Source organism: Xenorhabdus griffiniae (assembly GCF_037265215.1).
GTDB classification, from domain to species: Bacteria; Pseudomonadota; Gammaproteobacteria; order Enterobacterales; family Enterobacteriaceae; genus Xenorhabdus; species Xenorhabdus griffiniae.
Genome location: NZ_CP147737.1, coordinates 37,386 through 62,954, shown reverse-complemented (window position 1 = coordinate 62,954; position 25,569 = coordinate 37,386). Strand labels below are relative to the sequence as shown.

Annotated in this window: 20 protein-coding genes, 1 tRNA gene and 3 rRNA genes; 16 read left to right on the top strand and 8 right to left on the bottom strand. The window is 45.2% G+C overall.

The annotated features are described in order from the left end of the window. Window positions 1-184 precede the first annotated feature (184 nt). The 11 genes from pilM (at window position 185) to trpS (ending at window position 9,764) form a co-directional block, all read left to right on the top strand. Window positions 185-1,018 (top strand): type IV pilus biogenesis protein PilM, encoded by an 834-nt coding sequence (gene pilM, locus WDV75_RS00295; protein ID WP_273571343.1) that lies wholly within the window; start codon window positions 185-187, stop codon window positions 1,016-1,018. Further along, window positions 1,018-1,566: a PilN domain-containing protein gene (locus WDV75_RS00290; RefSeq protein ID WP_273571367.1), complete on the top strand. Its 549-nt coding sequence runs from the start codon at window positions 1,018-1,020 to the stop codon at window positions 1,564-1,566. The genes pilM and WDV75_RS00290 overlap by 1 nt, the downstream gene beginning before the upstream one ends. Next, the gene (locus tag WDV75_RS00285; RefSeq protein ID WP_273571345.1) at window positions 1,556-2,095 is read left to right on the top strand and encodes a hypothetical protein; all 540 of its coding nucleotides are present in this window, start codon (window positions 1,556-1,558) and stop codon (window positions 2,093-2,095) included. Before WDV75_RS00290 ends, WDV75_RS00285 begins: the two co-directional genes overlap by 11 nt. Continuing rightward, on the top strand, window positions 2,092-3,150 hold the full coding sequence (locus tag WDV75_RS00280) for a secretin N-terminal domain-containing protein (protein WP_273571347.1): 1,059 nt from the start codon (window positions 2,092-2,094) through the stop codon (window positions 3,148-3,150). The genes WDV75_RS00285 and WDV75_RS00280 overlap by 4 nt, the downstream gene beginning before the upstream one ends. A gap of 367 nt (window positions 3,151-3,517) precedes the next feature. Next, window positions 3,518-4,039: a shikimate kinase AroK gene (gene aroK, locus WDV75_RS00275; RefSeq protein WP_038237472.1), complete on the top strand. Its 522-nt coding sequence runs from the start codon at window positions 3,518-3,520 to the stop codon at window positions 4,037-4,039. A 45-nt stretch (window positions 4,040-4,084) separates the two neighbouring features. Further along, complete coding sequence (gene aroB, locus WDV75_RS00270) at window positions 4,085-5,182, top strand: 3-dehydroquinate synthase (protein WP_273571349.1); 1,098 nt, start codon at window positions 4,085-4,087, stop codon at window positions 5,180-5,182. Window positions 5,183-5,441: 259 nt separating this feature from the next. Beyond that, window positions 5,442-6,365 (top strand): SPOR domain-containing protein, encoded by a 924-nt coding sequence (locus WDV75_RS00265; protein ID WP_273571351.1) that lies wholly within the window; start codon window positions 5,442-5,444, stop codon window positions 6,363-6,365. 85 nt (window positions 6,366-6,450) lie between these two features. Then, a complete protein-coding gene (gene dam, locus WDV75_RS00260; RefSeq protein ID WP_273571353.1) occupies window positions 6,451-7,269 on the top strand; it encodes an adenine-specific DNA-methyltransferase in 819 nt (272 codons plus the stop codon). 59 nt (window positions 7,270-7,328) lie between these two features. Further along, complete coding sequence (rpe, locus tag WDV75_RS00255) at window positions 7,329-8,003, top strand: ribulose-phosphate 3-epimerase (RefSeq protein WP_273571354.1); 675 nt, start codon at window positions 7,329-7,331, stop codon at window positions 8,001-8,003. Continuing rightward, a complete protein-coding gene (locus WDV75_RS00250; protein ID WP_273571356.1) occupies window positions 8,003-8,725 on the top strand; it encodes a phosphoglycolate phosphatase in 723 nt (240 codons plus the stop codon). The genes rpe and WDV75_RS00250 overlap by 1 nt, the downstream gene beginning before the upstream one ends. A 4-nt stretch (window positions 8,726-8,729) precedes the next feature. Next, the gene (gene trpS / locus WDV75_RS00245) at window positions 8,730-9,764 is read left to right on the top strand and encodes a tryptophan--tRNA ligase (protein WP_273571358.1); all 1,035 of its coding nucleotides are present in this window, start codon (window positions 8,730-8,732) and stop codon (window positions 9,762-9,764) included. A gap of 61 nt (window positions 9,765-9,825) precedes the next feature. Here the strand turns inward: trpS and yiiM are convergent, their stop codons facing one another. Beyond that, window positions 9,826-10,497: a 6-hydroxyaminopurine reductase gene (gene yiiM, locus WDV75_RS00240; RefSeq protein ID WP_189760224.1), complete on the bottom strand. Its 672-nt coding sequence runs from the start codon at window positions 10,495-10,497 to the stop codon at window positions 9,826-9,828. A 130-nt stretch (window positions 10,498-10,627) separates the two neighbouring features. Next, the gene (sodA, locus tag WDV75_RS00235; protein WP_273571360.1) at window positions 10,628-11,254 is read right to left on the bottom strand and encodes a superoxide dismutase [Mn]; all 627 of its coding nucleotides are present in this window, start codon (window positions 11,252-11,254) and stop codon (window positions 10,628-10,630) included. A 377-nt stretch (window positions 11,255-11,631) separates the two neighbouring features. Between sodA and acs the strand changes: the two genes are divergently transcribed. The 3 genes from acs to actP all read left to right on the top strand — a co-directional run bounded on the left by acs (window position 11,632) and on the right by actP (window position 15,649). Further along, on the top strand, window positions 11,632-13,587 hold the full coding sequence (acs, locus tag WDV75_RS00230; protein ID WP_273571362.1) for an acetate--CoA ligase: 1,956 nt from the start codon (window positions 11,632-11,634) through the stop codon (window positions 13,585-13,587). A gap of 104 nt (window positions 13,588-13,691) precedes the next feature. After that, a complete protein-coding gene (locus WDV75_RS00225) occupies window positions 13,692-14,003 on the top strand; it encodes a DUF485 domain-containing protein (RefSeq protein ID WP_189760227.1) in 312 nt (103 codons plus the stop codon). Then, a complete protein-coding gene (gene actP / locus WDV75_RS00220; RefSeq protein ID WP_273571365.1) occupies window positions 14,000-15,649 on the top strand; it encodes a cation/acetate symporter ActP in 1,650 nt (549 codons plus the stop codon). Before WDV75_RS00225 ends, actP begins: the two co-directional genes overlap by 4 nt. Before the next feature lie 77 nt (window positions 15,650-15,726). On the opposite strand, the gene rrf is transcribed toward actP, so the two are convergent. The 4 genes from rrf to WDV75_RS00200 form a co-directional block, all read right to left on the bottom strand. Next, window positions 15,727-15,842, bottom strand: a 5S ribosomal RNA gene (gene rrf / locus WDV75_RS00215). 89 nt (window positions 15,843-15,931) lie between these two features. Further along, window positions 15,932-18,842: ribosomal RNA gene (locus tag WDV75_RS00210) — 23S ribosomal RNA — on the bottom strand. 188 nt (window positions 18,843-19,030) lie between these two features. Beyond that, window positions 19,031-19,106 (bottom strand) — tRNA-Glu (locus WDV75_RS00205). Window positions 19,107-19,188: 82 nt separating this feature from the next. Next, a 16S ribosomal RNA gene (locus WDV75_RS00200) occupies window positions 19,189-20,730 on the bottom strand. Together the 16S, 23S and 5S rRNA genes with 1 tRNA gene alongside form the textbook arrangement of a ribosomal RNA operon. 580 nt (window positions 20,731-21,310) lie before the next feature. Between WDV75_RS00200 and mdtD the strand changes: the two genes are divergently transcribed. After that, entirely contained in the window at window positions 21,311-22,696 is a 1,386-nt protein-coding gene (mdtD, locus tag WDV75_RS00195) for a multidrug transporter subunit MdtD (protein WP_273572365.1), read from the top strand. A gap of 105 nt (window positions 22,697-22,801) precedes the next feature. Continuing rightward, the gene (locus WDV75_RS00190; RefSeq protein ID WP_338802971.1) at window positions 22,802-23,563 is read left to right on the top strand and encodes an IS5 family transposase; all 762 of its coding nucleotides are present in this window, start codon (window positions 22,802-22,804) and stop codon (window positions 23,561-23,563) included. 17 nt (window positions 23,564-23,580) lie between these two features. Here the strand turns inward: WDV75_RS00190 and rbsR are convergent, their stop codons facing one another. Both rbsR and rbsK read right to left on the bottom strand, forming a co-directional pair. After that, window positions 23,581-24,585, bottom strand: coding sequence for a ribose operon transcriptional repressor RbsR (rbsR, locus tag WDV75_RS00185; RefSeq protein WP_338860494.1), 1,005 nt, complete (start codon window positions 24,583-24,585; stop codon window positions 23,581-23,583). A 2-nt stretch (window positions 24,586-24,587) separates the two neighbouring features. After that, window positions 24,588-25,517: a ribokinase gene (gene rbsK / locus WDV75_RS00180; RefSeq protein ID WP_273560223.1), complete on the bottom strand. Its 930-nt coding sequence runs from the start codon at window positions 25,515-25,517 to the stop codon at window positions 24,588-24,590. Window positions 25,518-25,569: the final 52 nt, after the last annotated feature.

Here is a 25,569-nt window from a genome sequence, read left to right as displayed (position 1 = left end):
ATAAACGATCAGTACGTAGTATAAAAGGCTTAGTATAAAGGGATTAGTATAAGGGCTGTACAACACTATATGTACAATAACGATATGTACAATTAGATATCACCTTTACCAATCCCGCTTTCATGTTTCATTAGGTTTTCATTAACTTGATGTTTTCGTTGATAGTAGATAAGGAGATCTCTATATGTATCCACCTAAATGGTATATCGGATTGGATGTCCAAGATCATTACATCCGCGCTCTTGCTGCCATTAAACGCCGTGACGGTTGGCAACTTCGGCATTGCTGGCAATATCACTTATCCAGCGAGATTATTTCAGGAGGACGGCTACAAGATCCTGAAAAATTACTCCGCATTTTAATGCAATGGCGAAAAATATTACCTAATAATCTTAGCTTAAGATTAGCCCTCCCTGTTCAACAAACCTTACAGCGCCAGATCGCCGTGCCTGACTATACTGCTTTGCAGGAGCCAGAACTCGGCTGGTTTGTGCACGCCAATGCTGAAAAACAATTTCCTGCCAGTGACCTAGCGTTGGATTATCGTGTCCATGGTCAGCACATTTGTATCAGTGCAACCCGTCAAAAAGATCTCAACCTCTGGCTGAATTTGTTTGCGGAGATCAATTTATCCCTTGATGCCATCGATATTGCCCCTTGTGCATTGCGTTATGTCGCCAAACTTGCAGGAGTACCTGACGACAGTTGGTTGGTTCACAAACGTATGACAGATTGGCTATGGGTCGCCCCGACTAACCGACCTTTCAGTTATGGCCTGATAACTTCACAACCAGGTTCCCATCTGGCCCAGATCATCAACAAGCTCCCCATGACACCAGAAACCGAAGATTATGCAATTTATTACAGCGATGAAGAGCAATCGACATCAGTATCAACAAAATCGGCCAAGATCTGGCAACTCTTAATGGCGTTCCGTCATTATCATCCCCCGCTGCCAGATAAAACGAATGCGTTCATTATTGCCGCCGGTTTAGCGCTCAGGCCGAGTGATCAGTGATGCATCAAGTCAATTTCTTACCCTGGCGGCAGAAAAGGCTGAAACGTCAGTGCCAAACATGGGGGGCATTACTTTGCCTACAACTGACATTGTGGACAGCAGTATTGGTGTTTATGTCTACGCTGCAAACAAACCAGATTAAACAATATCGCGGACAATTAACGGAAATGACTCACCAATTGACTCAATTACAACAAACTATCAGCGCAACAGACCAAGCCGTGCAACAGCATCAACAATTGTCACAACAATTACGGAAAAAACGCCTATTCATGGAACAGAATCAACGTTATTTACAGCTATTTCGTCGGCTTCCTCATTTGCTACCAGAGAACAGTTGGCTGACTGCATTTAGTGACGACAGTGGACAATTAATTTTTACCGCTCGCAGTCAAAACTATACAGATATCTCCAATTTGTTGGATAACCTGACTGACGACACTTCACTTATCAATGTGCAACTTAGCAAAATGACCACGACAGAAGATCATTTCAAGGTTTTTACCATTGATGCAAATTGGTTGATGGGAGAGTCCGATGAGAAATAATTATCTTGAATGGTTTTATCGACCTGTCTGGCAACAGCTTGTCTTGCAGCAATTGCTTATTATTTCACTGCTGTTGGGGTTCTACTTTTTGGTTTGGCAGAAAAATAGATATGAAATTCATACCCTCCAGAGCAATATTAAGCAGCAGCAACACAATACGGTACTCTCTCAGCAAAAGCTTGCTGAACTCCCCTCTTTGCCTGAAACGCAACAGCAGATCCAGCATATGACCACAAGCCTTGCTGAAAATGACCCTCTTTCATCCTCAAAAAATCATACCACCATACTCAAACGACTGCATATTCCACTAACCCATTCCGGTAGTCAGCTAATGGAGTGGAAAATCCACAAAGAAAACGAACACGTTTTCTTGCATATCATGCTGTCGCTAAATTACGGCCAATTTTTGCATTTCTTGAATGAAATGCAAAAATTGCAGCCACCGTTATTAATTAAGCACATCACCATTACACCTGCCGATGATAACCTAATGGTTCACATGGTTTTTTCAGATAAGGAGAAAGCATGAACCGCTATTCTTTGCTTCTCCTAAGCTGTCTCTTATTTCCCCTATTGGGTTTTACCGGAGAAGAACCAAATTTCGAAATGCCAATAAGAGATCCGTTCCAGCCTCCGATGATAGAGAATGCCACGGATTTTTCTCCGGCAGAGCAAAATGAGCAAGAACAAGAGATCGAATATCAGGCTATTACTTTGCAATACGCCGATGCAGGGCAAGTGGCAGAACAATTACAGCAAAATCATCCCGCACTACTGACAAAATGGGGAAAGGTTGAACACGATCCCTTAACCAACAGCCTGATCCTGGAAGATAAATTTGATGCCATTACCCGTATTAAAAACTGGCTGAAAGAAGTCGATACCCCACAGCAACAAGTACAGATTACTGCTCATATTGTTACCAGCAGTCAGGAAGCTTTGCATGAATTGGGGATTCACTGGGGAGTAAACGCCGATCCACATCATCAATCAATAGGTCTAAACCGCTTAAATCTCCATCAACCCGCTGGCAACCAGCGCCATAGGCTGGTACTAAATACCGCCCGCATTCACGCAAACTTACTAGAACTGGAACTCAGTGCACTAGAGCAGGAAAACCAGCTTGATATCATTGCCAGCCCACGACTAACCGCTTCACACCAGCAAACAGCCAGTATCAAGCAAGGTTCTGATATTCCCTATATTGTTCAGGATAAGGACAAAACTACCGTTCAATTTAAAGAGGCGGTATTGGGCATGGAAGTGACTCCCCATATTTTAAGGCAGGGAAAAATCCGGCTCGCGTTGAAAATTAGTCAGAATGCACCTGGTTTTCCCATCAACCAAGGAGGAAATGAAAATTTATCTATCGATAAACAAGAGATAATAACCCAAGTTACCATTAGAAATGGAGAGACCTTGATTCTCGGAGGGATCTTCCAACAGAAAAAAACCGCGAGTTTACAAAAAGTTCCTTATTTGTCAGATCTGCCCCTATTGGGGGCATTATTTAACCAACAAGGAGAAAAACATAGCCGTCGGGAACTCGTAATTTTTATTACACCTCAACTGACCGATATTTAACCAGAGAGAAATATAATATAAAAATCAATCCATTAATAACGTAATTGTGTTGTTTTTCTTGGTCTGGCCTGTTTATGGATTTGACGCTGAGAGTAATTTAGCATACAAGGATTAACTAATTGAGTGAGCAGATCTAATATCGCAAGCAAGAGCTTATACCCAACAGATTGCAAATTGCAGCAAAAGCATGAACCCAGTGATTCAGTTCGGGCGAAATTTATATAGTTGCAATACAGGCTGATGTGCTGAGATAATTTTCTTATCTGATCTCACATTATCACTCATGAGGTTTCAGTTTAGGTCCCGTGGCTAATCTGATTGGCGGGGCGGGTTATCATTAACAAACAGTCTTAGTAATACCAAAAACATGGCAGAGAAACGCAATATCTTTCTGGTTGGGCCTATGGGTGCCGGCAAAAGCACTATTGGTCGTCAGTTAGCTCAGCAACTCAATATGGAGTTTTACGACTCTGATCAAGAAATTGAGCGACGTACCGGAGCTGACGTGGGCTGGGTATTTGATGTGGAAGGCGAAGAAGGCTTCCGCGATCGCGAAGAAAAAATAATAAACGAACTGACTGAAAAACAAGGCATCGTATTGGCTACTGGAGGGGGTTCTGTTAAATCAAAAGAAACCCGCAATCGCCTGTCTGCCCGTGGTGTGGTCGTCTATTTAGAAACAACCATCGAAAAACAGTTGGCTCGTACCCAGCGCGATAAAAAACGCCCTTTACTTCAAGTTGATGCACCAGCACGAGAAGTTTTAGAGAATTTGGCTGATGAGCGCAATCCTCTTTATGAGGAAATTGCTGACGTGACTATTCGCACAGATGAGCAAAGCGCCAAAGTCGTCGCTAACCAAATCATTGAACTACTGGAAAAAAACTGATTATAGCGAGTCCGCTCAGCGGCAAACGATAAGGCAAAAGCTGATATGGAACAAGTGACTGTTACGTTAGGTGAAAGAAGCTATCCAATTACCATAGCCGAAGGGCTATTTTCTGACAGTGAGGCATTCAAGCCTCTGCAAGCGGGTCAACAAGTCATGATTGTGACCAACGAAACGCTGGCTCCCCTGTATCTCGAACAGGTGAAATCCACATTGCAGAGAATGGATCTTCGGGTAAATGCAGTTATCTTGCCTGACGGTGAACAGCACAAATCACTTTTTGTGCTCAATGACATTTTTTCCGCCTTGCTGGAAAATAATCATGGCCGTGACACAACGCTTATCGCCCTTGGTGGTGGTGTAATCGGTGATATGACGGGGTTTGCCGCAGCTAGCTATCAACGCGGTGTTCGTTTCATCCAAGTACCCACCACGCTGCTCTCTCAGGTTGACTCTTCCGTCGGTGGAAAAACAGGAGTCAACCACCCCCTCGGCAAAAATATGATAGGCGCGTTCTACCAGCCAGCTTCAGTTATTGTCGATCTCAATTGTCTGAAAACATTACCTGCTCAAGAGTTATATTCAGGTCTGGCTGAAGTCATTAAATATGGCATCATTCTGGATGGCGAATTCTTTGGCTGGTTTGAAGAGAATATTGAGAAATTACTGGCCCTCGACAACCAGGCAATGGCTTACTGCATCCGTCGTTGCTGCGAACTTAAAGCGTTGGTTGTTGCAGCTGATGAACAAGAACGCAGTGGAATGCGGGCTCTGTTAAACCTTGGCCATACCTTTGGACATGCGATTGAGGCTGAAATGGGTTACGGCGTCTGGCTGCATGGTCATGCTGTTGCTGCGGGTATGGTGATGGCGGCCAAAGCATCTGAACTTGTCGGCACATTCGCAAAACAGGATACCCAACGTATCATCCGCTTGCTGGAACGCGCAAAATTACCTGTCAATGGCCCAGAAGCAATGTCCCCTGAGGCCTATTTACCTCATATGATGCGTGATAAAAAAGTTTCTGCTGGGAAACTGCATCTGGTATTACCGACCGCTATTGGGGAAGCACAACTTCGTTCTGATATTGGGAAAGACGTTATCTTGGATGCTATTCGTCTAGCTCAGCTATCCCTCCGCTAGATACACGTACTCCCTAATTAATTCCAACTTATTGCTCTGGCAGTGAATTTTACTGCCAGGCTGAAATTTGGAAGATGAAGGGAATTGCTGGATATGGCAAAATTTGCACTGATAACAAAAGCTGCATGATGAATTATTCTCTAGCTGTTATGCTATACAATAGCGAGATTATCAAATAAAGCATCATCGGTTTTAGTTAGGTCAGACTGCCAAACCTCTTCAATAACAATTGGCAGAACTATCTCTGTTAGGAGGGCATGTGGACGAATTAAAATCAGAAAACAAACAAAAAACAGCAAGTGAATTAAAGCCTGATACTTCTGATCGCAATCCTCAGCGTTCCAGAAGCCAATTTAATCAACCTAAGCTCGCAATATCTCGCCAACAAATAATGATCGGTGTTGGCATTTTGGTACTTTTACTTCTGATTATTGCTATCAGCTCTGCATTAAAATCACCCACTGAGCATGAAAAACAGCAAAATGCAGCGGAAAAGAGTATTGACCTTTCTGGTTCTCCTTCGCTTTCTGCCAATTCCACTGGTAGCGAGCAAGAAAATCCGTCAGAACCAGTAACTCATGGCGCACGTGAAATCAGTCCGCCACCCATTAATAGTACACCCAGCAAAGATCTTCCTCCCGACACTGGAACGGGTGGCTACAATCAACGTATAGAGTTACCCGGTGATATTTCCGATGCTTTGAATCAACAACAAAGTACCATTAATCATTCTGTGCAAAACAATCTGACACAACCGCAGGCCAAACCCACGACTTCACCTGTTGAGCCAAGCAAACCAGAGAAAGTTACACCACCGAAAATAGAGAATAAGGCCAGAGAAGACAATCACTCCAAAGCAACTAGTCAATATCAGACCAATAAAAAGCATATCGCCGATGCTGGTGGTGATCTGCTGAAAGCACCCGCAAATCGATTCACACTACAATTGAGTAGTGCCAGCCGTTCTGATACCTTAAGCGCCTTCGCGAAAAAAAATAACCTTGCTAATTACAAGGTTTATGCGACTAAACGCGATGGCAAAACATGGTTTATCTTGATCCACGGTAATTATGGTTCTGTTTCTGATGCTAAAAGAGCCATTTCCGCACTGCCTGCTGAAGTTCAGGCTAAAAAGCCTTGGGTCAGAAAACTACAACAAGTTCAGCAAGATCTGAAAAAATAAAACTATTTTGATTAGGCGCTGATATGCTGTCCTAAACAGAGTACAATCTGCGGCTCTGAAATTATTGAATAACTAATTTGACGGCATGAAAAAAAAACGCGCTTTCTTAAAATGGGCCGGTGGAAAATACCCCTTGGTAGATGATATTAAACGTCATCTGCCAGAGGGCGATTGCTTGATTGAGCCATTTGTTGGCGCAGGCTCGGTATTTCTCAATACCGATTATGATTCTTACATTTTGTCAGATATCAATAGCGATCTGATCAATCTGTACAATGCCGTAAAATCTCGTGCGGATGAATTTATTAATCATGCCCGTCCATTATTTTCATCGGAGTTCAACACTGCCGAAAACTTCTATCGCCTGCGAGAAGAGTTCAACAAAAGCAAAGATCCTTTTCGCCGCAGTTTGCTGTTTCTTTACCTGAACCGCCACTGCTATAACGGACTTTGTCGTTATAATTCACGGGGTGAATTTAATGTGCCTTTTGGCCGCTATAAAAAGCCTTATTTTCCTGAAAATGAGCTTTACTGGTTTGCAGAAAAATCCCAAAAGGCCACGTTCATCTGCCAACCTTACGAAATAGCATTAAACAATGCCTCAAAGGGTTCGGTGATTTATTGTGATCCCCCGTATGCCCCACTTTCGGCTACGGCTAATTTTACCGCCTATCATACAAATAGTTTTAACCTTCTCGATCAGGAAAATCTGGCGAATATCGCCTATCATATCTCGTCTCAAAAAGGCATTCCGGTACTCATATCTAACCATGACACTCCGATGACACGAGAATGGTATCATCAGGCTTCCCTTTATATTGTTAAAGCCCGCCGGACAATAAGCAGAAATATTCTTGCCCGCAGTAAAGTTGATGAACTTTTGGCGTTATACTGCCAGGAGTGATTGAGGTTTCCAGCCCCTGAAATAACAGGGGATAAAACAATGAATTGGAGAAGATAACAATGAAGAAAGATTTTCTGATTGCCCCATCCATTCTATCTGCAGATTTTGCCCGATTAGGTGAAGATACCGCTAAGGTGTTGGCAGCAGGTGCTGATGTTGTGCACTTTGATGTCATGGATAACCATTACGTGCCAAATTTGACGATTGGCCCAATGGTCTGCCAGGCATTGCGCGACTATGGCATTACTGCGCCAATTGATGTTCACCTAATGGTAAAACCTGTTGATCGCATTATTCCTGATTTTGCTCAGGCTGGTGCAACTTATATCACTTTCCATCCTGAAGCGAGTGAGCATATCGATCGCACTCTGCAACTTATCAAGGAACATGGCTGCAAAGCGGGCTTGGTTTTCAATCCAGCAACGCCGCTTAGCTATCTTGATTATGTATTAGATAAGTTGGATGTGATTCTGTTGATGTCTGTTAACCCAGGTTTCGGTGGTCAATCTTTCATTCCAGAAACACTGAAAAAACTGCGTCAGGTACGCAAAATCATTGATAACAGCGGATACGATATCCGTCTCGAAGTTGATGGGGGTATCAAACCCAATAATATTGCTGCGGCAGCTCAAGCTGGCGCAGATATGTTCGTTGCCGGCTCAGCTATTTTCAGCCAGCCAGATTATAAAGCGGTTATTGATGAGATGCGCCGCGAATTATCGAAGGTAGCATAATGAAAAATGATGTCGTAAAAGGAATTCGTGCCATTGCATTTGATTTGGATGGCACACTGGTGGACAGTGCGGGCGGTCTGGCTGATGCTTTGGATCAGGCTCTGATGGCCAAAGGCTTACCCGCCGCGGGCAAGGAACACGTCGCTGTCTGGATAGGCAATGGTGCTGATGTCATGGTTGAACGCGCGTTAAAGTGGGCTGGAGCAGAACTGTCTGCCGAATTGCATAGCGAAACACGCAAGTTGTTTGATAAGTTTTATGAAACCAGTGTAACCACAGGCAGCCAACTGTTTCCCCAGGTAAAAGAAACGTTGGCAGAACTGGCAAACCACCATTTGCCAATGGCGATTGTTACGAATAAACCCACCCCTTTTATTGCTCCATTGCTGGAATCATTAGGTATCAGTGAATACTTTTCATTGGTACTCGGCGGTGACGATGTTAAAGAGAAAAAGCCTCATCCCGCACCACTCTATCTAACGATGGGTATGTTTGGTTTGCATAAAGAAGAATTGCTTTTTGTTGGCGATTCCCGTAATGATATTTTGGCTGCGCAAGCGGCAGGTTGCCCATGTGTTGGCTTAACCTATGGCTATAACTACGGAGAGTCGATAGCATCGAGCCACCCAAATTATGTATTGGACCATTTTTCGGATTTACTCCCAATTATTGGACTATCCACTTTGAACCCATTATCCAGTCTGAAAATACAGGAAGCTTAATAAAATGAATGAACCCACTGCAATGAAACCAAACTCCCAAAAACCTATTGTATTCAGCGGCGCACAACCCTCCGGTGAATTGACCATCGGTAACTATATGGGGGCGTTACGTCAGTGGGTTAAAATGCAAGATGAATACGATTGCATCTATTGCATCGTTAACCAGCACGCCATTACCGTGCGTCAAGATCCTAATGAACTGAAAAAACGCACGCTGGACACGCTGGCGCTTTACCTTGCCTGTGGTATTGATCCAAAGAAAAGTACCATCTTCGTTCAGTCACACGTGCCACAACATTCCCAGTTAAGCTGGGTGCTAAATTGCTACGCTTATTTCGGTGAACTAAGCCGTATGACTCAGTTCAAGGATAAATCAGCTCGCCATGCAGAAAATATCAATGCTGGCCTGTTTGATTATCCGGTTCTAATGGCTGCCGATATTTTGCTTTATCAGGCTAATCAGATCCCTGTGGGTATTGACCAAAAGCAGCACCTTGAATTAACCCGTGATTTGGCGCTGCGGTTTAACGCTTTATATGGCGATATTTTCACTGTTCCAGAGCCATTCATTCCAACAGGTGGTGCTCGCGTGATGTCATTGCAAGATCCAAGCAAGAAAATGTCGAAATCGGATGATAATCGCAATAACGTCATTGCTCTGCTGGAAGACCCTAAATCCGTCGCCAAGAAAATTAAACGCGCGGTTACCGATTCTGACGAGCCACCTTGCGTGCGTTATGATCAGGAAAACAAACCCGGCGTTTCCAACTTACTGGATATCCTCGCTGGTGTAACAGGTAAAACTATTCCTGAATTAGAAGCCGAGTTTGAAGGTAAAATGTACGGCCATCTGAAAGGAGCCGTCGCAGACGCAGTAAGTGAAATGCTGACAGGCTTACAGGAACGTTTCCATCATTTCCGTAATGATGAAGCTTTACTTAACCAAATTATGGCAGAAGGTGCGGCCAAGGCTCAGGCTCGCGCTCAGGCAACCTTGGATAAAGTCTATGAAGCGGTAGGCTTGATCGCTCATCCGTAACAGCCGATTCTATATCAATGCCAAAGGGTATCCATTTCCCCCCTTTGGCATATAAATTCCGTTAATTACCCAATAAACGACGATTAAAATCCTCGATTTTTCCATGCAATATGCGCTTTTGCATCGTCAGATTCCAACTGGCAGACAGCCCAGCCGCCCCCATTAAACGACGATACAGCTCTTCATCAAATGGGTTATGAAAAGCAATGGAAATAGCTTCCTTAACAGAAACATCGCTATTACGGCTTAACAGTTTTATCGGTTCACCAGCACTGACCAAACCAGGAGAGATAACTCGATATAACCAACCACATCGCCCATTATTTTGCATCATCGCAGCAAACTCATTGATGTTTGTAATAAAATTGAGTTTATAACATGGAGAACGTGGTTGAGTTACTTGAATCAGAGCTTCACCCCAGTGGAAAATATCACCAATATAGACATTATCTTCTGTCATGCCTTCTGTAGATATATTTTCACCAAACAAGGGGGAGGCAAATAATTCCGCCAATTCAGGAAATTGCCTTTTCCAAAATAGGTAATGCTCACCTGGATAATGGCAAAGCGCACGATCAGCGCCACCATGAAAGCGAGTTTCCGCTTGTTCATCGCCTTCTAGCCCAAGAGAGGTTAGCTGTAAACGACCATTCACCACCAATTTATTGATCGCACTGAAACCCAATGTTTCTGACGATGATATTTTGCCTCTATATATTTGTGGATAATACATTCTTTATTCCCTCTCAATGAGCTAATGGAGATGTACACGTATTATCCAGGCATAATAACCAAGATTACAGACAATAAGAATGCGGGGCACAGCAATGACCCGCATTCTTATGAAAAAATAATAGGAGGGATTATTTCGTTTTTTCTTCGTAACGTTTTGCTGCTTCATCCCAGTTGACTACATGCCAAAATGCTTTGATGTAATCAGGGCGGCGATTTTGATATTTCAGGTAATAAGCATGTTCCCATACATCCAGACCCACAATCGGGTAACCAGAAGCGCCCGCTATTTCTTCACCCATTAGTGGGCTATCCTGATTGGCCGTTGAAACAACAGCCAGTTTGCCATCTTCTTTCAGTACCAACCACGCCCAGCCAGAGCCAAAACGAGTTGCTGCCGCTTGTTCAAATTTTTCTTTGAAACTGTCAATATTGCCAAAATCACGCTCAATCGCGGCCTTCAAAGCACCATCCAATACTGTGCCTAATTTTAAACCTTTCCAAAACAGGCTATGGTTTGAGTGACCACCCGCATTGTTACGAATAAAAGTGCGTTTATCAGCTGGAATTTTATCAAGCTGCTGAATGAGTTCATCGATATGAAGTTCGCTTAATTCTGGAAAGGCTTCCAGAGCCGTATTCGTGTTAGTGACATACGTCTGATGGTGTTTAGTATGGTGAATTTCCATCGTTTGTTTATCGAAATGAGGCTCTAGCGCATCATAGGAGTAAGGTAGAGAAGGCAATGAATGGCTCATATCATATCTCCAGTTGTTTAGAATTTAGAATATATAAAGCTCACACCTTGTGAACAACATGATTATAGTGAATTGAACAATAATGAAAATGATTATCAATTCCATGTTATTGCTGTGGTTTCCTTTATACATTCACGTTTCATACCTCCTCATAGATAAAAATATCAATAATAAACTTAAATAACAGAATATAAATCCAATTAAAATAATAAACTCATTACTTAGTATTGATTAAATCTACAGCATTAAATGATCATTCCATAAAATTTATTCTCTTTATTGCGTGATCTTCCGCGCAAAAAAGAAACAAAATTTCTTCTTACACTTAAGTTAACCTTGTTTTGACATAGTATTAACAATTGCAAGGAGATAAAAATATGACTCAAATAATCAAGCATCTTATTCCTGCTGATATTGCAGACACGGCCCTGATAAGCAAGCAACAGTACCTATATGACTATCAAAGGTCATTACAAGACCCAGAGGGTTTCTGGGGTGAAAAAGGTAACGTAGTTGACTGGATTAGGCCCTACACCAAGGTCAAAAATACCTCTTTCGATCCTGGGCATATCAGCATCCGCTGGTTTGAAGATGGCACCCTGAACTTAAGTGCCAATTGTCTTGATCGCCATTTGCAAGAACGTGGTGATCAAACTGCCATTATATGGGAAGGAGATAATCCCGCAGAATCTCGCCATGTTACCTATCGAGAATTACATCATGACGTCTGCCAGTTTGCTAATGTATTGAAAAAACTGGGGATCAAAAAAGGCGATGTTGTGGCTATCTATATGCCAATGGTGCCAGAAGCCGCCGTCGCAATGTTGGCCTGTGCCCGTATCGGAGCGATCCATTCCGTCATTTTTGGTGGCTTCTCTCCTGATGCCATCGCTGGCCGAGTGATCGATTGCAACGCTAAGCTCGTGGTTACCGCAGATGAAGGCTTGCGAGCAGGCCGCACAATCCCATTGAAAAAAAATGTCGATGAGGCGCTCAACCATTCTGACGTTACTAGTGTGACTCATGTGGTTGTTTTTAAGCGTACCGGAAATACCAAAAACTGGAATGACAATAGTGATTTATGGTGGCACGAACTGACCGAAAGTGTGAGTGCTGAGTGTCCCGCTGAAGAAATAGGTGCCGAAGATCCATTATTCATTCTTTATACTTCAGGCTCTACAGGCAAACCTAAAGGCGTCCTGCATACGACGGGTGGTTATTTAGTCTACACATCTTTAACGTTTAAATACACGTTTGACTATCGTCCAGGAGAGATTTACTGGTGTACCGCCGACATAGGGTGGGTAACAGGGCATAGTTACCTGCTATATGGGCCTCTGTCTTGTGGAGCCACCACTTTAATGTTTGAAGGTGTCCCCAACTATCCCAATGTTAACCGTCTTTGTCAGGTGGTTGATAAGCATAAAGTGAACATTCTTTATACTGCGCCAACCGCTATCAGAGCATTGATGGCCGAAGGTGATAAAGCCATAGAAGGTACTAAACGTACGTCATTGCGCATTATGGGATCTGTGGGCGAACCTATTAATCCAGAAGCATGGGAATGGTATTACAAAAAAATAGGCAACAGTAAATGTCCTATCGTAGATACATGGTGGCAAACCGAAACCGGTGGATTCATGATCACACCGTTACCAGGCGCTACCGATCTCAAAGCAGGCTCCGCCACTCTGCCGTTTTTTGGTATTAGTCCAGCCTTAGTTGATAATTCCGGTGAAATTTTAGAGGGCGTGAGTGAAGGCAATCTCGTTATCACAGATTCCTGGCCAGCACAGGCACGAACGTTATATGGCGATCATGAGCGTTTTGAACAGACTTATTTTTCCACTTTCAAGGGAATGTATTTCAGTGGCGATGGTGCTCGACGTGATGAAGATGGCTATTACTGGATCACTGGCCGTGTTGATGATGTTCTGAATATTTCAGGCCATCGTTTGGGAACCGCAGAAATTGAATCAGCCTTAGTTGCATACCCCAAAATCGCTGAAGCTGCCGTTGTGGGTATCCCGCATCATATTAAAGGACAAGCTATTTACGCCTATGTCACGCTAGTTCATGGTGAAGAACCTTCTCCTGAGCTGTATACCGCAGTCAGAGATTGGGTTCGTAAAGAAATCGGCCCAATTGCAACACCTGATATCCTTCATTGGACAGACTCTCTGCCCAAAACGCGTTCTGGAAAGATTATGCGGCGTATTTTGCGCAAAATTGCTTCTGGTGATACCAGCAATTTAGGAGATACCTCCACGCTGGCCGATCCGGGTGTTGTTGAAAAACTGCTGGAAGAAAAACAATCCATCAATATGTCGTAAAACATATGCGCCGCCGTAAGGCGGCCTAAATAACGTATCACCAAAAGTACGGAGCCTTATCTGGGCTTAAGGTGTGGCGTTTAAAATCAACAGGAGATACTCCAATGAGTGACGACATTTATCAAGAGATTGAAAATAACTCTCGCTTTAAGGAGCTAGTTAAGAAGCGAGGACGTTTTGCCTGGCTGTTATCCATCATTATGTTAGTGCTTTATGTTGGTTTTATTTTCCTTATTGCTTTTGCGCCTGAATGGCTTGGAACACAACTTCATGAAAATACCAGTGTGACGCGGGGAATTCCTGTAGGAATTGGCATCATCTTCATATCTTTCATACTGACTGGAATTTATGTAATCAGGGCGAATGGTGAATTTGATCGTCTAACGTCAACCATTCTCAACGAGGTGAGAAAATGAAAAAAAGCGTATTATTATTTTCCTCCCTCTTCCCTATCCTAGCTCAAGCAAGTGCCATTTCAGGTAATGTAGAAAAACAACCTTTGAATATTCAGGCAATTATCATGTTCCTGTTATTCGTCGGGTTAACGCTGGGCATTACTTACTGGGCTTCAAAGCGGACTATTTCACGCTCAGATTATTATACCGCTGGCGGTCGTATTACTGGATTCCAAAATGGTATGGCGATTGCAGGTGACTATATGTCTGCCGCCTCGTTTCTGGGTATTTCAGCGTTAGTTTATACCTCTGGCTATGATGGGCTGATCTATTCCATTGGCTTTCTGGTTGGCTGGCCAATTATTCTATTCCTGATTGCTGAAAGATTAAGAAATTTGGGGCGGTACACCTTCGCTGATGTCGCTTCTTATCGGCTGAAACAGCGCCCCATCCGTACCTTATCCGCAATGGGTTCGTTAGTTGTTGTTGCGTTATATCTAATAGCTCAGATGGTCGGAGCTGGAAAACTGATCGAGTTACTATTCGGATTAAATTATTATGTCGCTGTTGTCTTAGTCGGTATTTTGATGGTGCTTTATGTCTTATTTGGCGGAATGCTGGCGACAACATGGGTCCAGATTATTAAAGCCGTTTTGTTACTGGCAGGAGCAACATTCATGGCTATGATGGTCATGAAAGCGGTTAATTTCAATTTTAATACCCTGTTTAAAGAAGCTATTGCAGTACACTCCCTTGGACCTGCCATCATGAGTCCCGGAGGATTGGTATCTGATCCTATCTCTGCACTCTCTTTAGGATTGGCATTAATGTTCGGTACTGCAGGGTTGCCTCATATTGTCATGCGGTTTTTTACCGTCAGTGATGCTAAAGAAGCGCGTAAAAGTGTTTTCTATGCAACGGGCTTTATCGGCTATTTTTATATCCTGACGTTTATTATCGGATTTGGTGCAATTTTATTGGTCAGTGCCAACCCTGCATTCAAAGACACAACTGGAGCATTAATTGGTGGTACAAATATGGCCGCTGTCCATCTGGCAAACGCCGTTGGCGGTGATTTTTTCCTTGGTTTTATCTCTGCCGTTGCTTTTGCCACTATTTTAGCTGTAGTAGCCGGGTTAACACTAGCAGGCGCTTCCGCAGTATCTCATGATCTTTATGCCAATGTGATTAAACGAGGGCAAGCTAATGAACGAGATGAGCTAAAAGTCTCAAAAATTACCGTCGTTATTCTGGGATTGGTTGCTATTGGCTTGGGTATTTTATTCGAAAAACAAAACATTGCCTTTATGGTTGGTTTGGCTTTCTCCATTGCTGCAAGTTGTAATTTTCCTATTATTTTATTGTCAATGTATTGGAGCAAGCTGACTACACGTGGAGCGTTAGTTGGTGGATGGTTGGGATTACTGACAGCGGTTGTATTAATGATCCTAGGCCCTACGATTTGGGTTAGTATTCTTGGTCATGAAAAACCTATCTATCCTTATGAATATCCAGCTCTGTTTTCCATGTTTATCGCATTTATCGGAGCTTGGTTATTCTCAATTACCGATACTTCGGCACAAGGAATGCAGGAAAGGAAAATGTTTCGCAATCAGTTTATCCGCTCGCAAACAGGTATTGGTATCGAACAAGGGAAAGTGCATTAACTTATAGTTAATTGTTTTGCTTTTTCCCAAACGCAAAAAAGCCATCCGGTGACGGATGGCTTCTCTGACTAATTGATGTCTGGCAGTGTCCTACTCTCACATGGGGAGACCCCACACTACCATCGGCGCTACGGCGTTTCACTGCTGAGTTCGGCATGGGGTCAGGTGGGACCACCGCGCTATTGCCGCCAGACAAATCCTGTTTTCAATCCCGAACAAGCTGCTTTTCTACACTGAAACCCGTCTCTCTCTTTCCACTCCCGAAAACCCCTTCGGTGTTGTCAGGTTAAGCCGCACGGTTCATTAGTACCGGTTAGCTCAACGTCTCGCAACGCTTACACACCCGGCCTATCCACGTCCTCGTCTCGAACGTTCCTTCAGTACCCTCCAGGAGTAAGGGAAGACTCATCTTAAGGCAAGTTTCCCGCTTAGATGCTTTCAGCGGTTATCTCTTCCGCACTTAGCTACCGGGCAGTGCCATTGGCATGACAACCCGAACACCAGTGGTGCGTCCACTCCGGTCCTCTCGTACTAGGAGCAGCCCCTTGCAATCTTCCAACGCCCACGGCAGATAGGGACCGAACTGTCTCACGACGTTCTAAACCCAGCTCGCGTACCACTTTAAATGGCGAACAGCCATACCCTTGGGACCTACTTCAGCCCCAGGATGTGATGAGCCGACATCGAGGTGCCAAACACCGCCGTCGATATGAACTCTTGGGCGGTATCAGCCTGTTATCCCCGGAGTACCTTTTATCCGTTGAGCGATGGCCCTTCCATGCAGAACCACCGGATCACTAAGACCTACTTTCGTACCTGCTCGAGCCGTCACTCTCGCAGTCAAGCTAGCTTATGCCTTTGCACTAACCTCACGATGTCCGACCGTGATTAGCTAACCTTCGTGCTCCTCCGTTACACTTTGGGAGGAGACCGCCCCAGTCAAACTACCCACCAGACACTGTCCGCAACCCGGATAACGGGCCGGCGTTAGAACATCAAACATTCAAGGGTGGTATTTCAAGGATGGCTCCATGCAGACTGGCGTCCACACTTCACAGCCTCCCACCTATCCTACACATCAAGGCTCCATGTTCAGTGTCAAGCTATAGTAAAGGTTCACGGGGTCTTTCCGTCTTGCCGCGGGTACACTGCATCTTCACAGCGAGTTCAATTTCACTGAGTCTCGGGTGGAGACAGCCTGGCCATCATTACGCCATTCGTGCAGGTCGGAACTTACCCGACAAGGAATTTCGCTACCTTAGGACCGTTATAGTTACGGCCGCCGTTTACTGGGGCTTCGATCAAGAGCTTCTCGCCGAGGCGATAACCCCATCAATTAACCTTCCAGCACCGGGCAGGCGTCACACCGTATACGTCCACTTTCGTGTTTGCACAGTGCTGTGTTTTTATTAAACAGTTGCAGCCAGCTGGTATCTGCGACTGGCCTCGGCTCCGGAAGCAGGTTCCTTCACCTAACGCCAGCGTGCCTTCTCCCGAAGTTACGGCACCATTTTGCCTAGTTCCTTCACCCGAGTTCTCTCAAGCGCCTGAGTATTCTCTACCTGACCACCTGTGTCGGTTTGGGGTACGATGGACCCGAATCTGAAGCTTAGGGGCTTTTCCTGGAAGCGGGGCATCAGCAACTTCAGCACCGTAGTGCCTCGTCATCGTGCCTCAGTGTTGTGGCTCACCGGATTTGCCTGGTCAGCCCACCTACACACTTAAACCGGGACGACCGTCGCCCGGCTTGCCTAGCCTTCTCCGTCCCCCCATCGCAATTCGGGCCCGTACAGGAATATTAACCTGTTTCCCATCGACTACGCTTTTCAGCCTCGCCTTAGGGGTCGACTCACCCTGCCCCGATTAACGTTGGACAGGAACCCTTGGTCTTCCGGCGAGCGGGTTTTTCACCCGCTTTATCGTTACTTATGTCAGCATTCGCACTTCTGATACCTCCAGCCCACCTCACAGTGGACCTTCAACGGCTTACAGAACGCTCCCCTACCCAACGACACGTTGTGTCGCTGCCGCAGCTTCGGTGCATGGTTTAGCCCCGTTACATCTTCCGCGCAGGCCGACTCGACCAGTGAGCTATTACGCTTTCTTTAAATGATGGCTGCTTCTAAGCCAACATCCTGGCTGTCTGAGCCTTCCCACTTCGTTTCCCACTTAACCATGACTTGGGGACCTTAGCTGGCGGTCTGGGTTGTTTCCCTCTTCACGACGGACGTTAGCACCCGCCGTGTGTCTCCCGTGATAACATTCTTCGGTATTCGCAGTTTGCATCGGGTTGGTAAGTCGGGATGACCCCCTAGCCGAAACAGTGCTCTACCCCCGAAGATGAATTCACGAGGCGCTACCTAAATAGCTTTCGGGGAGAACCAGCTATCTCCCGGTTTGATTGGCCTTTCACCCCCAGCCACAAGTCATCCGCTAATTTTTCAACATTAGTCGGTTCGGTCCTCCAGTTAGTGTTACCCAACCTTCAACCTGCCCATGGCTAGATCACCGGGTTTCGGGTCTATACCCTGCAACTTAACGCCCCGTTAAGACTCGGTTTCCCTGCGGCTCCCCTATACGGTTAACCTTGCTACAGAATATAAGTCGCTGACCCATTATACAAAAGGTACGCAGTCACCCTGATAAATCAGGGCTCCCACTGCTTGTACGTACACGGTTTCAGGTTCTTTTTCACTCCCCTCGCCGGGGTTCTTTTCGCCTTTCCCTCACGGTACTGGTTCACTATCGGTCAGTCAGGAGTATTTAGCCTTGGAGGATGGTCCCCCCACATTCAGACAGGATAACACGTGTCCCGCCCTACTCATCGAACTCACAGCCTGTGTCTCTTCGTGTACGGGACTATCACCCTTTACTGTGCGCCTTTCCAGACGCTTCCACTGACACACACACTGATGCTGGTTCTGGGCTCCTCCCCGTTCGCTCGCCGCTACTGGGGGAATCTCGGTTGATTTCTTTTCCTCGGGGTACTGAGATGTTTCAGTTCCCCCGGTTCGCCTCATTAACCTATGGATTCAGTTAATGATGGTGCAACGGATTGCACCGGGTTTCCCCATTCGGACATCGCCGGCTGATAGCGCTTCATATCAGCTCACCGGCGCTTTTCGCAGATTAGCACGTCCTTCATCGCCTCTGACTGCCTAGGCATCCACCGTGTACGCTTAGTCGCTTAACCTCACAACCCGAAGAAGTCTTCCGGTCGGAGTGTTGAGAGTTTCATCAATGTTATCATTCCATAACATTGACGGTTTCAAATTTTCAGCTTGTTCCAGATTGTTAAAGAGCGAATATTGCTAAACTGACGCGCACGTCCGCTTAACAATATTTCGGTGGCACCGCCTTTCACCCGCTGCCTGAGCAAGATGGCGTCCCCTAGGGGATTCGAACCCCTGTTACCGCCGTGAAAGGGCGGTGTCCTAGGCCTCTAGACGAAGGGGACGTAACGTCTTCTTCGCAGACGCTTGCTCTGCTTTTTTCATCAGACAATCTGTGTGAGCACTGCACAATCACTATCGTTTGGTTAAGGAGGTGATCCAACCGCAGGTTCCCCTACGGTTACCTTGTTACGACTTCACCCCAGTCATGAATCACAAAGTGGCAAGCGCCCTCCAAAAGGTTAAGCTACCTGCTTCTTTTGCAACCCACTCCCATGGTGTGACGGGCGGTGTGTACAAGGCCCGGGAACGTATTCACCGCAGCATGCTGATCTGCGATTACTAGCGATTCCGACTTCATGGAGTCGAGTTGCAGACTCCAATCCGGACTACGACAGACTTTATGAGGTCCGCTTGCTCTCGCGAGGTCGCTTCTCTTTGTATCTGCCATTGTAGCACGTGTGTAGCCCTACTCGTAAGGGCCATGATGACTTGACGTCATCCCCACCTTCCTCCGGTTTATCACCGGCAGTCTCCCTTGAGTTCCCACCCGAAGTGCTGGCAACAAAGGATAAGGGTTGCGCTCGTTGCGGGACTTAACCCAACATTTCACAACACGAGCTGACGACAGCCATGCAGCACCTGTCTCACGGTGCCCGAAGGCACTTCCGCATCTCTGCAGAATTCCGTGGATGTCAAGAGTAGGTAAGGTTCTTCGCGTTGCATCGAATTAAACCACATGCTCCACCGCTTGTGCGGGCCCCCGTCAATTCATTTGAGTTTTAATCTTGCGACCGTACTCCCCAGGCGGTCGATTTAACGCGTTAGCTCCGGAAGCCACAGCTCAAGGCCACAACCTCCAAATCGACATCGTTTACAGCGTGGACTACCAGGGTATCTAATCCTGTTTGCTCCCCACGCTTTCGCACCTGAGCGTCAGTCTTCGTCCAGGGGGCCGCCTTCGCCACCGGTATTCCTCCACATCTCTACGCATTTCACCGCTACACGTGGAATTCTACCCCCCTCTACGAGACTCTAGCCAACCAGTCTTAGATGCCATTCCCAGGTTAAGCCCGGGGATTTCACATCTAACTTAATTGACCGCCTGCGTGCGCTTTACGCCCAGTAATTCCGATTAACGCTTGCACCCTCCGTATTACCGCGGCTGCTGGCACGGAGTTAGCCGGTGCTTCTTCTGTGGGTAACGTCAATCACAGGGTGTATTCGACCCTGTGCCTTCCTCCCCACTGAAAGTACTTTACAACCCGAAGGCCTTCTTCATACACGCGGCATGGCTGCATCAGGCTTGCGCCCATTGTGCAATATTCCCCACTGCTGCCTCCCGTAGGAGTCTGGGCCGTGTCTCAGTCCCAGTGTGGCTGGTCATCCTCTCAGACCAGCTAGGGATCGTCGCCTAGGTGAGCCATTACCCCACCTACTAGCTAATCCCATCTGGGTTCATCCGAAGGCGTGAGGCCCGAAGGTCCCCCACTTTGCTCCTTAGAGATTATGCGGTATTAGCCACCGTTTCCAGTGGTTATCCCCCGCCCTCGGGCAGATCCCCAGACATTACTCACCCGTCCGCCGCTCGCCGGCAGGAAAGCAAGCTCTCCCCCGCTGCCGCTCGACTTGCATGTGTTAGGCCTGCCGCCAGCGTTCAATCTGAGCCATGATCAAACTCTTCAATTAAAAGTTTGATGCTCAAAGAATTTCACTGTTAGTTCATAATGAATTAACTGCTTAGTCACTCTTTAAGACTTGAATCTTTTTTGCCTTGCGGCGATTCGATAGTCTCTTGCGAGTGCCCACACAGATTGTCTGATTAACTTGTTAAAGAGCGTTGGCAACCGGAAGCGTCTTCCGGGTTGCGAGGCTGCGTATCTTACGCTTTTCGCCTTGAGAGTCAAGCGATTATTTTCCCTTTTCTCTTACCGCCGTCGCCGCGTGTTTCAGCTTAGCGTCGGTCAGTGGTGGCGCATTATAGGGGGTTTTACGGCGCTGGCAATAGTTTTTTTGAATTATTTTTCTGTTCGTGGTTTTTTTCAACAGAAATGGTAATTATGCGTGTTTTACATCCTAAAATTGATGACTTAAACAACAATTATACCGATAAAGTTCTTATACAATGATTGTTGTGCAATTGCCTAGGGCAACTGTCAATTGGCCTTAGAGGAAGTTATTGCTTGATTAACAACCAAGAAATAGCTTGAGTTTGATATAGTAAGATATTATGTACTCACTACCATTAAAAAAATAAACGGGGTATCTAATGGTCAAATCCGCACGCAGTATGTCGGGGTTACCTTGGATTGCGGCGATAGCTTTTTTTATGCAGTCTTTAGATGCCACAATTCTTAACACTGCACTACCGGCGATTGCAAAAAGTCTTAATCACTCTCCACTGGCAATGCAACCTGCCATTGTCAGTTATACTTTAACTGTAGCGATGCTAATTCCCGTAAGCGGTTGGCTCGCTGATAGGTTTGGTACTCGTACAGTATTCATTTATGCTGTTTCCTTCTTTTCTTTAGGCTCACTTGCTTGTGCACTGTCACACAATCTCTCTTTCTTAGTTGTATCCCGCGTTATTCAAGGTATAGGTGGGGCTATGATGATGCCTGTTGCTCGCCTGACTTTACTAAGAACATATCCACGTAGCGAATTGCTACCTATTTTGAATTTTGTCACCATGCCAGGGCTACTTGGCCCGATTTTAGGTCCCATGCTCGGTGGGTTGTTAGTAACTTATGCAACATGGCATTGGATATTCATCATCAATATTCCCATTGGCTTATTAGGTATCATTTACGCCAGAAAGAATATGCCCAATTTAACGATGCCCAAATGCCCTTTCGATTTTCTGGGATTCATGCTGTTTAGTATGGGCTTGGTAACGATTTCGGTCAGCTTTGACTTATTTGGGGATCATTCATTCTCTGGTTATATTCCCCCCGCTTTATTTTTTGGCGGTATCATTATGTTATTGGGATATATTTTCCATGCCAAAAGACACTCAAATCCCCTTATTGACCTCCAGTTATTCCAAACACGCACGTTTTCAATCGGCATTGCCAGTAATATTGCTACTCGGTTAAGCACTGGCTCGCTTTCATTTATTATTCCTTTGATGCTACAAGTGGGGTTTGGATTTTCAGCAGTCATTGCTGGCATCATGATGGCGCCAAACGCAATTGGTTCAATTTTAGCCAAATCTTTTGTCACCAATATATTGACCCACTTTGGCTATCGAAACACTCTTTTTTGGATCACGATTATTATTGGTGTAATGATTTCACAATTTTCGCTACAGACACCGGAACTTCCTATCATATTTTTGATCATTCCTCTTTTTATATTGGGAATGGTAATGTCCACACAGTTCACAGCTATGAATACAATTACCCTAGCTGATCTCAATGATAACAATGCAAGTGCCGGTAACAGCCTATTAGCAGTCACTCAGCAATTATCTATCAGTTTTGGAGTAACCGTCAGTGCGGCAGTCCTGCGATTTTATGAGTCAATGGAATATGGCTCCGCCATCAGCCATTTCCACTATACTTTGATGACGATGGGAGTGATTACCTTGATTTCTTCTACTGTTTTTCTATTACTGAATAAAGAAGACGGTAATAACTTAATTAAGAAGAAATAAATCCGTTAACGACTAGGGCGTGTTGACGTTTCGTGGAGGGAAGTTTGAACAGCATGATGATCTGGTATCATTGTCTTCGCGAAAAAACCATTACCCCAGCTCATCATGCCAAGAACAATGTTATCAAAATCTTTATGGAATACGCTAGCTGTATTAATGCAACAACATGGATGTATTTACCACAAAGACGCGCATTACCTGACTTTCGAAGGGATCCTTTATCGAATGAGAACGGGATGTCCGTGGCGGGATTTACCCGATGAATTTGGCAAATGGAATACGCTTTTTAAGCGCTTTAACGCCTGGTCAAAGAAAGGTGTTTTTGAATTATTATTCAAATTGTTATCTGAAAATACAGACACCGAATGGTTATTCATTGATGGGAGTATTATCCGCGCTCATCAACATAGCTCAGGGGCAGCTTCAACAGAAGATGAAGCCATCGGTAAAAGTCGAGGTGGACGTTCGACTAAAATTCATTTGGCCGTAGACAGTTATGGTTTGCCTGTCCATTTTGAGCTGTCAGGGGGTCAAACGCACGACATTGTACATGCAGAAAGTTTGGTCACCCATTCACCCGCATCCGATTTTGTGATCGCGGATAAAGGTTACGATAGCGGTACTTTCAGAGATTTCGTTGAAAAACAAGGTTCAAAAACGGTCATTCCCTATCGAAAAAATAGCCGAAAACCCGATAAAAGTATTGATGAAGTTTTATACTGTTATCGGCATTTGGTCGAAAATGCGTTTGCCAGAATAAAACATTTTCGAGCTATTGCGACAAGATACGATAAATTGGCGCGAAATTACGCCAGTATGTTGGCACTGGCGTTTGTCATTATATGGTTACCGATGTGGGTTGAGTAAATGGTGAACTCAAAACGTCAACAGCCCCTAGCTACAGAACTTCGTTCTATCAATTTAGGTGTCAACATCAGTTGTTTTGGTTCGCTTTCTGGATTGTTCATTCTATAAAGCAGGCTATCAATCGCCAATTTACCCAATTCATCCTTTGGTTGATGAATAGTTGTCAACGGAGGGATGAGATAAGGCGCGATTGCAATATCGTCATATCCGATAATAGAGATATCATCCGGCACAGAAAGTCCCTGCTGATACAAAGCTTGATAAGCGCCAATCGCCACAGCGTCATTACCCGCAAATAAAGCTTCGGGCGGTTCAGGTAATTGGAGAAGTTGCTTCATTGATGAGAATCCGCCGGCAAATTCAAAATCACTGTAGATTACATATCCAATGGGGATCTCCAGCCCAGCATCCTGCATTGCCTTTTGGTATCCAGCCAAGCGCTGACGAGCGGGTGTCTTATCACGTGGGCCAGTGATACAAGCAATTTTGCGGAAACCTCGGCTGATCAAGTAATTGGTAGCCATTTCTCCCCCTTGCAGGGAGTTATCCTTAATAATGTCATTGCAGGTATCAAACGGAGACCAATCCATGATTACCATCGGTACCAATGGGTAGCGACGAAGAGAGTCACTGGATAGCCTCTGAGTTTCAGAACACATGATTAACAAACCATCAACGCGCTTTTGCAGCAAAGTTTCCATACTGCTAATCATACGGGTAATGTTACCTTCGGTATTACACAGAATTAAACTGTATCCCCGTTCGTAACAGCTCCTTTCTACACTTCTGACAACTTCGGAATAAAAAGAGTTATCACTGGCCGTAACCAACATACCAATAGTTTTAGTTTGCTTGACTTTCAAGCTCCTTGCCAAAGCAGACGGCGCATAATTCAATTCCTCAATCGCTGCATTGACCTTCTTTTTCACGCTTTCACTGACATAACGATTGCCATTAATCACATGAGAAACTGTTGATGTTGATACACCCGCCAGACGAGCAACGTCCTTCATGGTAGTCACGATTAATCCTGTTCAAATAGAAATGCATCAATTTCATTCCGCCATGGAATCGCAGGCTGCGCTCCCTGACGCGTAACGGCAATCGCAGCTGCAGCATGAGCAAAGCGGATCGCCGATAACATCTCTTTTCCTTCCAGCAATCCCGTTACCAAAGCGCCATTAAATGTATCCCCAGCAGCAATTGTGTCGATTGCTTTTACTTTAAACCCTGGAACAATTTTACCTTCCTTGCCTTTTTCACTCAGCCATACGCCTCGACTACCCAATGTGATAATGACTGTTTCTATACCCTTATCATGTAAAACCTGCGAGGCTTTTTCCGCCCCAACATCATCTTTTACGGCGATGCCAGTCAAATACTCGGCTTCGGTTTCATTCGGCGTAATAATATCTACCAGCGAAAGCAATCGATCCGAGATTTTCTGTGCAGGTGCTGGATTCAAGATCACTTTGGCATGATGCTTCTTGGCCGTTTCAGCAGCAAGTTGCACTGTTTCCAATGGCGTTTCAAGCTGCAATAACAATGCATCAGCTTCTTTGACAACTTGATCATGACGAAGGAAATAATCAGGAGTTAGTCTCCCATTCGCCCCTGCATTAATACCAATAACATTCTCACCCTGCTGATTGACAAAAATCAGAGCAACGCCCGTTGTTTCTCCTTCAATCACCTCAATTGAGGAAGTATTGATGTTATCTTTCGCCAACTGTTGGCAAACACGTATGCCAACATCATCTTGGCCAACACAAGCAATAAATGTAATGTCCGCACCACAGCGACCAGCAGCAACGGCCTGATTTGCTCCTTTTCCTCCAAAGGCAACCTTATACTGTTCTCCCCTCACTGTTTCCCCTGGTTGAGGAAAAGAGTTGAGGCTCAATATGTGATCTACATTGATGCTACCCATCACAACCAGTTTTGCCATACTCATTACATTGATTCCTGTGTGAAAATCATGCAGCCATTAGCTTTAATGGCTGCAT

Coding starts and splice junctions, on each gene's coding strand:
- pilM (WP_273571343.1), top strand. CDS start 185: ATGTATCCACCTAAATGGTATATCGGATTGGATGTCCAAGATCATTAC.
- WDV75_RS00290 (WP_273571367.1), top strand. CDS start 1,018: ATGCATCAAGTCAATTTCTTACCCTGGCGGCAGAAAAGGCTGAAACGT.
- WDV75_RS00285 (WP_273571345.1), top strand. CDS start 1,556: ATGAGAAATAATTATCTTGAATGGTTTTATCGACCTGTCTGGCAACAG.
- WDV75_RS00280 (WP_273571347.1), top strand. CDS start 2,092: ATGAACCGCTATTCTTTGCTTCTCCTAAGCTGTCTCTTATTTCCCCTA.
- aroK (WP_038237472.1), top strand. CDS start 3,518: ATGGCAGAGAAACGCAATATCTTTCTGGTTGGGCCTATGGGTGCCGGC.
- aroB (WP_273571349.1), top strand. CDS start 4,085: ATGGAACAAGTGACTGTTACGTTAGGTGAAAGAAGCTATCCAATTACC.
- dam (WP_273571353.1), top strand. CDS start 6,451: ATGAAAAAAAAACGCGCTTTCTTAAAATGGGCCGGTGGAAAATACCCC.
- rpe (WP_273571354.1), top strand. CDS start 7,329: ATGAAGAAAGATTTTCTGATTGCCCCATCCATTCTATCTGCAGATTTT.
- WDV75_RS00250 (WP_273571356.1), top strand. CDS start 8,003: ATGAAAAATGATGTCGTAAAAGGAATTCGTGCCATTGCATTTGATTTG.
- trpS (WP_273571358.1), top strand. CDS start 8,730: ATGAATGAACCCACTGCAATGAAACCAAACTCCCAAAAACCTATTGTA.
- yiiM (WP_189760224.1), bottom strand. CDS start 10,497: ATGTATTATCCACAAATATATAGAGGCAAAATATCATCGTCAGAAACA.
- sodA (WP_273571360.1), bottom strand. CDS start 11,254: ATGAGCCATTCATTGCCTTCTCTACCTTACTCCTATGATGCGCTAGAG.
- acs (WP_273571362.1), top strand. CDS start 11,632: ATGACTCAAATAATCAAGCATCTTATTCCTGCTGATATTGCAGACACG.
- WDV75_RS00225 (WP_189760227.1), top strand. CDS start 13,692: ATGAGTGACGACATTTATCAAGAGATTGAAAATAACTCTCGCTTTAAG.
- actP (WP_273571365.1), top strand. CDS start 14,000: ATGAAAAAAAGCGTATTATTATTTTCCTCCCTCTTCCCTATCCTAGCT.
- mdtD (WP_273572365.1), top strand. CDS start 21,311: ATGGTCAAATCCGCACGCAGTATGTCGGGGTTACCTTGGATTGCGGCG.
- WDV75_RS00190 (WP_338802971.1), top strand. CDS start 22,802: ATGCCAAGAACAATGTTATCAAAATCTTTATGGAATACGCTAGCTGTA.
- rbsK (WP_273560223.1), bottom strand. CDS start 25,517: ATGAGTATGGCAAAACTGGTTGTGATGGGTAGCATCAATGTAGATCAC.